The 7,281-nt window shown below is 38.5% G+C and carries 7 protein-coding genes, 1 tRNA gene and 1 pseudogene; 2 read left to right on the top strand and 7 right to left on the bottom strand.

Annotated features, from left to right (window positions below):
• Nucleotides 1–2 precede the first annotated feature (2 nt).
• Nucleotides 3–75 (bottom strand) — tRNA-Thr (locus Q0K80_RS09395).
• A 152-nt stretch (nt 76–227) separates the two neighbouring features.
• Between Q0K80_RS09395 and Q0K80_RS09390 the strand changes: the two genes are divergently transcribed.
• Together Q0K80_RS09390 and Q0K80_RS09385 are read left to right on the top strand one after the other, a co-directional pair.
• The gene (locus Q0K80_RS09390; RefSeq protein ID WP_294605719.1) at nt 228–929 is read left to right on the top strand and encodes an MgtC/SapB family protein; all 702 of its coding nucleotides are present in this window, start codon (nt 228–230) and stop codon (nt 927–929) included.
• Nucleotides 930–1,045: 116 nt separating this feature from the next.
• Nucleotides 1,046–2,245: a DUF2974 domain-containing protein gene (locus Q0K80_RS09385; protein ID WP_294605717.1), complete on the top strand. Its 1,200-nt coding sequence runs from the start codon at nt 1,046–1,048 to the stop codon at nt 2,243–2,245.
• A gap of 81 nt (nt 2,246–2,326) precedes the next feature.
• Here the strand turns inward: Q0K80_RS09385 and Q0K80_RS09380 are convergent, their stop codons facing one another.
• The 6 genes and pseudogenes from Q0K80_RS09380 to Q0K80_RS09355 form a co-directional block, all read right to left on the bottom strand.
• Complete coding sequence (locus Q0K80_RS09380; protein ID WP_294605715.1) at nt 2,327–2,485, bottom strand: CsbD family protein; 159 nt, start codon at nt 2,483–2,485, stop codon at nt 2,327–2,329.
• Nucleotides 2,486–2,653: 168 nt separating this feature from the next.
• Nucleotides 2,654–4,033, bottom strand: coding sequence for a replicative DNA helicase (gene dnaB, locus Q0K80_RS09375; protein WP_294605713.1), 1,380 nt, complete (start codon nt 4,031–4,033; stop codon nt 2,654–2,656).
• A gap of 36 nt (nt 4,034–4,069) precedes the next feature.
• On the bottom strand, nt 4,070–4,525 hold the full coding sequence (gene rplI, locus Q0K80_RS09370) for a 50S ribosomal protein L9 (protein WP_294605711.1): 456 nt from the start codon (nt 4,523–4,525) through the stop codon (nt 4,070–4,072).
• A gap of 12 nt (nt 4,526–4,537) precedes the next feature.
• Nucleotides 4,538–6,559, bottom strand: a complete 2,022-nt coding sequence (locus Q0K80_RS09365) for a DHH family phosphoesterase (RefSeq protein ID WP_294605708.1) — start codon at nt 6,557–6,559, stop codon at nt 4,538–4,540.
• A gap of 231 nt (nt 6,560–6,790) precedes the next feature.
• Nucleotides 6,791–7,033, bottom strand: coding sequence for a 30S ribosomal protein S18 (rpsR, locus tag Q0K80_RS09360; RefSeq protein ID WP_034978630.1), 243 nt, complete (start codon nt 7,031–7,033; stop codon nt 6,791–6,793).
• Nucleotides 7,034–7,055: 22 nt separating this feature from the next.
• A pseudogene (locus tag Q0K80_RS09355) lies at nt 7,056–7,281 on the bottom strand (single-stranded DNA-binding protein); the annotation flags it as partial.

Here is a 7,281-nt window from a genome sequence, read left to right as displayed (position 1 = left end):
AATGCTGACTAGAGGATTCGAACCTCCGACCTCATCATTACTAATGACGTGCTCTGCCAACTGAGCTAAGTCAGCATTGTCATATCTCGACAACGATATTAATTAAAACATATTCTATTAGTTTACGCAAGCATTTTTTGACTTTTTCTCAGTTTTTGTTATAACTAAGCTTTGGGAAATTTTTTAAGAGTATAATATGAAGATAGATTCAGAATGGAGTGGATGTAATGGCAAATTTAGCCTCGATTAGCGCCGAGTTCCCCTGGGTACTACGAATTTTAGTTGCTTCCTTGTGTGGCGCACTGATCGGTTATGAACGCGCAATTCAAAGAAAAAGTGCTGGAGTGCGGACACATATTGTAGTTGCCTTCTCGTCTGCGCTATTTATGATAGTTTCAAAATACGGCTTTGGCGATTTACTAAAAATGTCAGATGTTGCTCTGGACCCTTCCAGAATTGCAGCGCAGATAGTTTCTGGTATTTCATTCATTGGTGCCGGTACAATTTTAATTAAAAAGCAACAGATCTCCGGCTTAACCACAGCTGCCGGTATTTGGGCTACAGCGGCCATCGGAATGGCAATTGGTTCTGGCCTTTATTTTATCGGAATTTTAGCGACTGCCTTTCTTTTCGTCATTCAGATGATGTTTCACGACGATACTATAATTGACAAAATCATCATGCATATCAGGTTTAACATTCAAATAGAAGCTGTTAACAAACCTAATATCCTGCATATCATCGAACAGGAGCTTGAAACAAATCATGTTGAAAATGTTTCTGTTAAGATCCTTTTTGTCAGTGATGAAAGAATTATCTTTTTCGTAGACGGCATTATTAATAACAATATTAATGAAAATGATATTATCATGGCTCTGCGCAAATATCCTGACATCAAGCGTATCAGTATTGCTAGTATAGATAAATAAAGTTATATTTTTTAAGCAATAGTTAATTCTATTGTTTTTTTTGCATTATTTTTATCATAGGTAAACAAACTTACTACAATATTAATATAAACTTTTATTACGAAAGGAGAATTTATATGGCCGGACCCTTGGATTACTTACGCTGGCGGGGCGACTTAAGCTTTAAAGAAAAGCCATTTAATAGTGTTGATGCTTCATTGCTGTCATCTATTGCCTATTTGCCGGCCGATAGTTCTGCCACCAATCATACTCTAGGAGAAGTAGCGGAAAAGCTGCGGAAATTGTCCTCTTTTCAACATCAAATGTATGCCGAAACTGCAACTGAAGTTATGTTGCTACCGGAAAGTCCTAGAATCGGCAACATCAAGATTCTAGATTGGACAGACAGACTGGAAAAAGAGCCTCATCCATTACAATTTACTGCTGCTACCTTTCTAATTGAGACAAAAACTATAGCTGTCGTTTTTCGCGGAACTGATGGCACTATGATTGGCTTAAATGAAGATATGGGTATGAATTACCTGCCCGAAATTTACGGTCAGGAAGTGGCAGCTAAATATTTAACAGAAATAGCACATAAATTTAGTGACCAACAAATTTACCTTTTAGGTCATTCAAAAGGAGGTAACTTTGCTCAATTTGCTTTATGTGCAGTTGAGTCTGAAATTCAAAAACGGGTAATCAAGGCGATTAGTTTTGACGGACCAGGCTTTTTTCATAAGGTATACACGAGTCCTGGTTTCACTTCTTCCATGTCTAAAATGAAAACCTACATTCCCCAGAATTCAATCTTTGGTGCAATGCTTGACCATCCGGAACAAACTCTAGTTGTCAAAAGTACCGTACCAATGCGCAACCAGCATGATCCTCGTCGCTGGTCAGTAGGTCGCGACAGTTTTACTTTAGCTGATGGTCTTTCTTCCAGTAGCCGCGTGATCAGACATGCTCTGATTAATTTCAATAATTCAATCCCCGATCAAGAAAGAAACGATGCCTTTTCTGATCTTTTCGAGGCTTTTGAAAATTATGACATTGATGAATTAAACCAACTAACTAGTAACAAAATAGTAGGAACCTACCGCTTTGGTCGCGCTTTTTTATCCCTTGAATCCCAGGAACGAAAATTGTTAACTCAAGTGTTAAGCAATATCTGGAATTCCTATAAAAAGAATATGACTTTACCCTTAATGGCCAGCAACTACGACCTTTATCCTAAAAGTAATGATTCTAATAAAGCTCCAGTGTTCTATGAATTTTATGATCCTGATCGACCGAATCTTAAATTACCAGAGAGTATTCAACATAAATTACGATAAATTGCTTCATGTGTAACCCAAAAAAGAGATTGAGAAAACCGTTAGTTTTCTCAATCTCCTTTTATTTATTAATTAAAAGAATTAATTCTTCAATTTATCCTTAACATCATCAACTTTGTCTTTGACATTTTCAGTAGCTTCTTGTGCTTTGTCTTTAACGTCACCAGCAGCTTGTTGAACTTTGCCTTTGACTTCTTTAGCTTTGCCAGCTACTTTATCTTTAAAACCTTTATCAGCCATCTTAATCGATCCTTTCCCAAAAAATTAGCGAAAAATTTCTATTCACACCTTAATAGTACAATTTTGTATAATTATTGTCATTAAAAACGCCTTATTTTTTGTTAAAAGATGTAGAAAAGCAAAAAGCCATAGCTTTTTGCTATAAATCACCATGGCTTTTATTCTTTCTTATTCATTAGGCTGATCATGACTATAATCGAGATTAGAAAAGCGATTATAAGGTTTAGAAAACATTAATTTCACTGTTCCCCTGCTACCTGAACGGTTCTTTTCAATGATAACCTCAACTTCGCCATTATCATCTTCGGCAGAAACTTCCTTATTTTCCTCGCCCTCTTCTTCGTCGCGATAGTAATCATCACGGTAAAGGAAAGAAACAATGTCGGCATCTTGCTCAATTGAGCCGGATTCACGAATATCAGATAAGACAGGTCTCTTGTCCTGCCTTTGTTCAACTGACCGCGACAATTGCGACAAGGCAATAACAGGTACATGAAGTTCCTTGGCTAATTTCTTCAATTGCCGTGAAATAGCTGAAACCTCCTGCTGGCGTGATTCACTGTGCGGACCTTCAATTAACTGCAAGTAATCAATGACAATTAAGCCTAAATTGCCTTTCTCTTTAGCCAAACGGCGAGACTGTGCCCTAATCTGACTCATCTTAATTCCCGGTGTGTCATCGATATAAATATTGGCTGTTGCCAAAGAGCCGGATGCAGTGACTAATTTAGGCCACTCGTCTTCATCCAGTTGGCCAGTACGCAAGTGTTGCGAATTGATTAAGCCTTCAGAAGCCAGCATTCTCTGCACTAGCTGCTCCCCACTCATTTCCAAGGAAAACATTGCGACAGTTTTATCAGTATGCAAGCCGACATACTGGGCAACATTAAGTGCAAAGGAAGTCTTTCCTACTCCGGGACGTGCTGCCACAATTACCAGTTCATCATCATGAAAACCGGTGGTCATCTTATCGAGTTCCACAAATCCGGTTGGTAGACCCGTAACCATATTACCATCTTCAGGAATGTTGTTAATCTCATCAATAGTGGAGTTAACGATATCCTTGATATTACGAAAACCATTGGCATTATTTTCCGACGAAACATTCATGATCTCACTTTCGGCATTATCTAAAATGTCAGTGACATCATCGGAGTCCTGCATTGCAGTCGTAATAATTTTTTGACTGGCAGAAATCAGGCGTCGCAATAAAGCCTTACGGTGAACAATTTTAGCATAATAAGTGACGTGAGCAGCCGTCGGTGTAGCCATAGCCAGCTCAGAAACATAAGCAATGCCGCCAATATCATCAAGCTGATTTTTCTTAGTCAGTTCATCCTGCAGCGTTAACGGATCAATTGCATCCTCACGGTCAGATAAATCAAGCATAGCCTGGAAAACTAACTGATTTGCTCTCTTATAAAAATCTTCTGGCTGAACCTCTGCACTGGCATCAGCTATTGCAGCAGGATCAATAAAAATTGCACCTAGAACGGCTTTTTCCGCTTCGTCATCATGTGGTATCTGCTGTGAGACAATATTATCCATTACTTACGCCCACTTTTTTCAGAATTCAACTACAGTTTAATCCTGTTCGGTGATATGAACGCGAATTTTGCCTTCTACGCCCTTAAATAACTTAACTGGTACATTTGTGTAGCCTAAGGATTTAATTGGTTCAGGCAGGTTTAATTTGCGCTTATCTATCTTAATACCAAATTGCTTTTCTAAGCCTTCAACAATCTTTTTACCAGAAATTGAGCCAAACAGTCTGGAATCTGAACCGGCTTTAGACTTGAAATTAACTACTGTTTCATCCTTTTCTAGTTCAGACTTAATCTTTTCCGCTTCAGCTTTTTCAGTTTCATATGCAGCTTTTTCGTTAGCAGCTACTCTTTCCAAAGTATGCATATTTGCTTTAGTTGCAGCTTTAGCTAGACCTCTCTTAAATAAAAAGTTTTGGGCATAACCATCAGGAACGTTTTTAACTTCACCGCGCTTGCCCCGGCCTTTAACATCTTTAGTAAAAATAACTTTCATTGTGCTCTCCTTTTATTCATTTTCTTGTTCATAAGTATCCACTGCATCCATCAATTTAGCAAGTGCTTCCTTAACAGATATCCCTTTAATTTGGGTAGCAGCATTAGACAAATGTCCGCCGCCGCCAAGTTTTTCCATAATAAGCTGAACGTTGATATCACCCATTGAACGAGCAGATATACCAATTGTATCCTTATTCCGTCTGGTAATTGCAAAACTGGCTTCGACATTTTCTAAATCAAGCGCCGTATCTGCTGCTTGAGCAGTAATAATAGGGTCAATTTCCTTATCATCTGGCCCACATAAGACCGCCATTTTAGGCTTGATCATCTTCAAGCTGCTGACCAGTCGGGTGCGCTGCAAGAAACTATCAATATCTTCTTTCAGCAGCTTGCTGACACCCATTGTACTTGCACCGATTGAACGCAGGTAACTGGCAGCATCAAATGTCCGAGTTCCCGTCCGCAGCGAAAACTCCTTGGAATCAACTGTAATTCCCGCCAGCATTGCTGTAGCGTCAAGGTCGGTTAAAACCCGCTTACCTGAACTTGGCTGTTGGTATTCTACCATTTCAGTCACCAGCTCACAGGCAGATGAAGCATAAGGTTCAACGTACGTCAGCATTGGATTTTCAGGGAATTCTTCACCGCGACGGTGATGATCAATTACAATGATTCTATTTCTCAGTCGATTATACAATTCCTTGGAGTAAGTAATAGAATATTTCGAGTGATCAACCATAACCAGCATAGACTTGTCAGTCACTGCTTCTAAAGCATCCCCAGGTGCGATAAAAATATCATTATCTCCCTTTACCTTTTCCATTTTAGCAACTAGGCGGCTGACATCATAATTTGTTTTATTAACATCTAAGACAAAATTTGCCTTTACATGATGCAAACGAGCAATTTTAACAACGCCAATACCACTACCGATTGAATCCATGTCAGGGCTGGCATGACCAACTACAAAAACACGGTCTGCTTCTTTGAACAGCTCACTAATCGCCTGTGAAACCATCCTTGCTCTAACTCTGGTTCTCTTTTCCATCGGATTCGATTTACCACCAAAGAAACGAGCTGCTTTACCGGGTTGACTAAGAACAACTTGGTCCCCGCCTCTACCTAACGCCAAGTCAAGGTTAGATTGCGCTTGGTCAGCTAATTCAGTAATTAAACTGCTGCCAAAAGCAATTCCAATTGACAAAGTTAACGGTGTATTATTACGACTTGTTTCTAACCGCATTTTATCCAAAACAGAAAACTTATCTTTTTCCATTTTAGCTAAATCTTGCATATGGAGTAATAACAAAAAGTGATCTTCATCAATACGTTTAAGATAAGCGTTAAAGTTTTTAGCATAATCACTCAGAGTATTCTGGACATATGCACTAGTAGCAGTCAATTCCTGGTCATGCATGGTTTCGCTTAACTCATCGTAATTATCAATAAAAATCTGCCCAATAGCTAATAATTCGTTTTTATATCGTTTTTCTATTTTGGCGTAACGCGTAATATCTAGTAAGTAAACCACTCCCAGGTTGTCTTGGATAACCATCTCAAATTGATGTCCATCCCAGTTTACTACATGGTTTTCAGCAGTTTTAGCCTTTAATGATTCATTAATTAACTTATCTAGTTCAGGATCAACGGATGCAATTGTATGTCCAATCAGGTCTTCATTTTTTAAATAAAGCTGCAGGTACGGATTGGCCCATTGAATTTGATGATCCTTATCGTAAAGTAAAATGCCCAGTGGCATTTTAATCATTGCTTCTTGCTCGCTACGCTTAATCCGATAAGATAAACTAACAGCAAAATTGTTTGCATTACCAGCTAAGATATACGCACCATAACCGACGCATGCCACAGTTAATATAAAGATCAAGACCATAGCCAAGCCAAATAATGGGTTCATGATCATCGCAACGATGCTGCCCAAAAGCGATAAAGCTAAGATAATAATGACTGAAGCCGTCAGCCTAGAATCTTTAATAAAAGCAGGGAATTCAAGCTTACGTAAAAAATCTTTCATGTAAGGTCCTTCCTAAAATAATGTATAATACATCATTATTATTATACATTGTATTCACTAGATAAGAAACTCCACAATGTTCAGGTTTGAACTATCATTACTTTTTTGTTATTTTTATTCTTGCTTAGATAATTTATGCATAATAAAAAACCTCAAAATTATCGTAATTTCAAGGTTCTTATCAATAATTCTGCTCAGTGCTTTTCAAGCATTAGCAGAGTTTTTTATTTGTTAGTCTTCAGTAACAAATGGCAACAAGCCCATAATGCGAGCTCTTTCAATTGCCTTAGCTACCTTACGTTGATTCTTAGCGCTGGTGCCAGTGACACGACGTGGTAAGATTTTACCTCTCTCAGAGATAAAACGTTTCAACAAATCAACGTCCTTATAGTCAACGTAATCAATATGGTTGGCAGCAATGTAGTCAACCTTACGACGACGATGAGCGCCGCCGCTTCTTCTTTGTTGAGCCATATCCTAGGTCCTTTCTGTTAATTTAGAATGGTAAATCATCATCAGAAATATCAATGGTATCGCCTGAACCTGCAAATGGATCTTGAGTATTATCCGGACCATTATTAGCAGTGTTATTCTGATTTGAAGCCCCCATATTAGGAGTATTATTGGTATTCTGATTACCAAAATTGCCATTGTTATTTGGTGTGTAACCACCATTTTGACCACGGGCTTCACGATCTTTACGTGATTCAAGCAATGCAAAG

The organism is uncultured Lactobacillus sp., from assembly GCF_945290125.1.
GTDB lineage: Bacteria > Bacillota > Bacilli > Lactobacillales > Lactobacillaceae > Lactobacillus > Lactobacillus rizhaonensis.
This window is presented reverse-complemented; position numbering and strand designations above follow the sequence as displayed.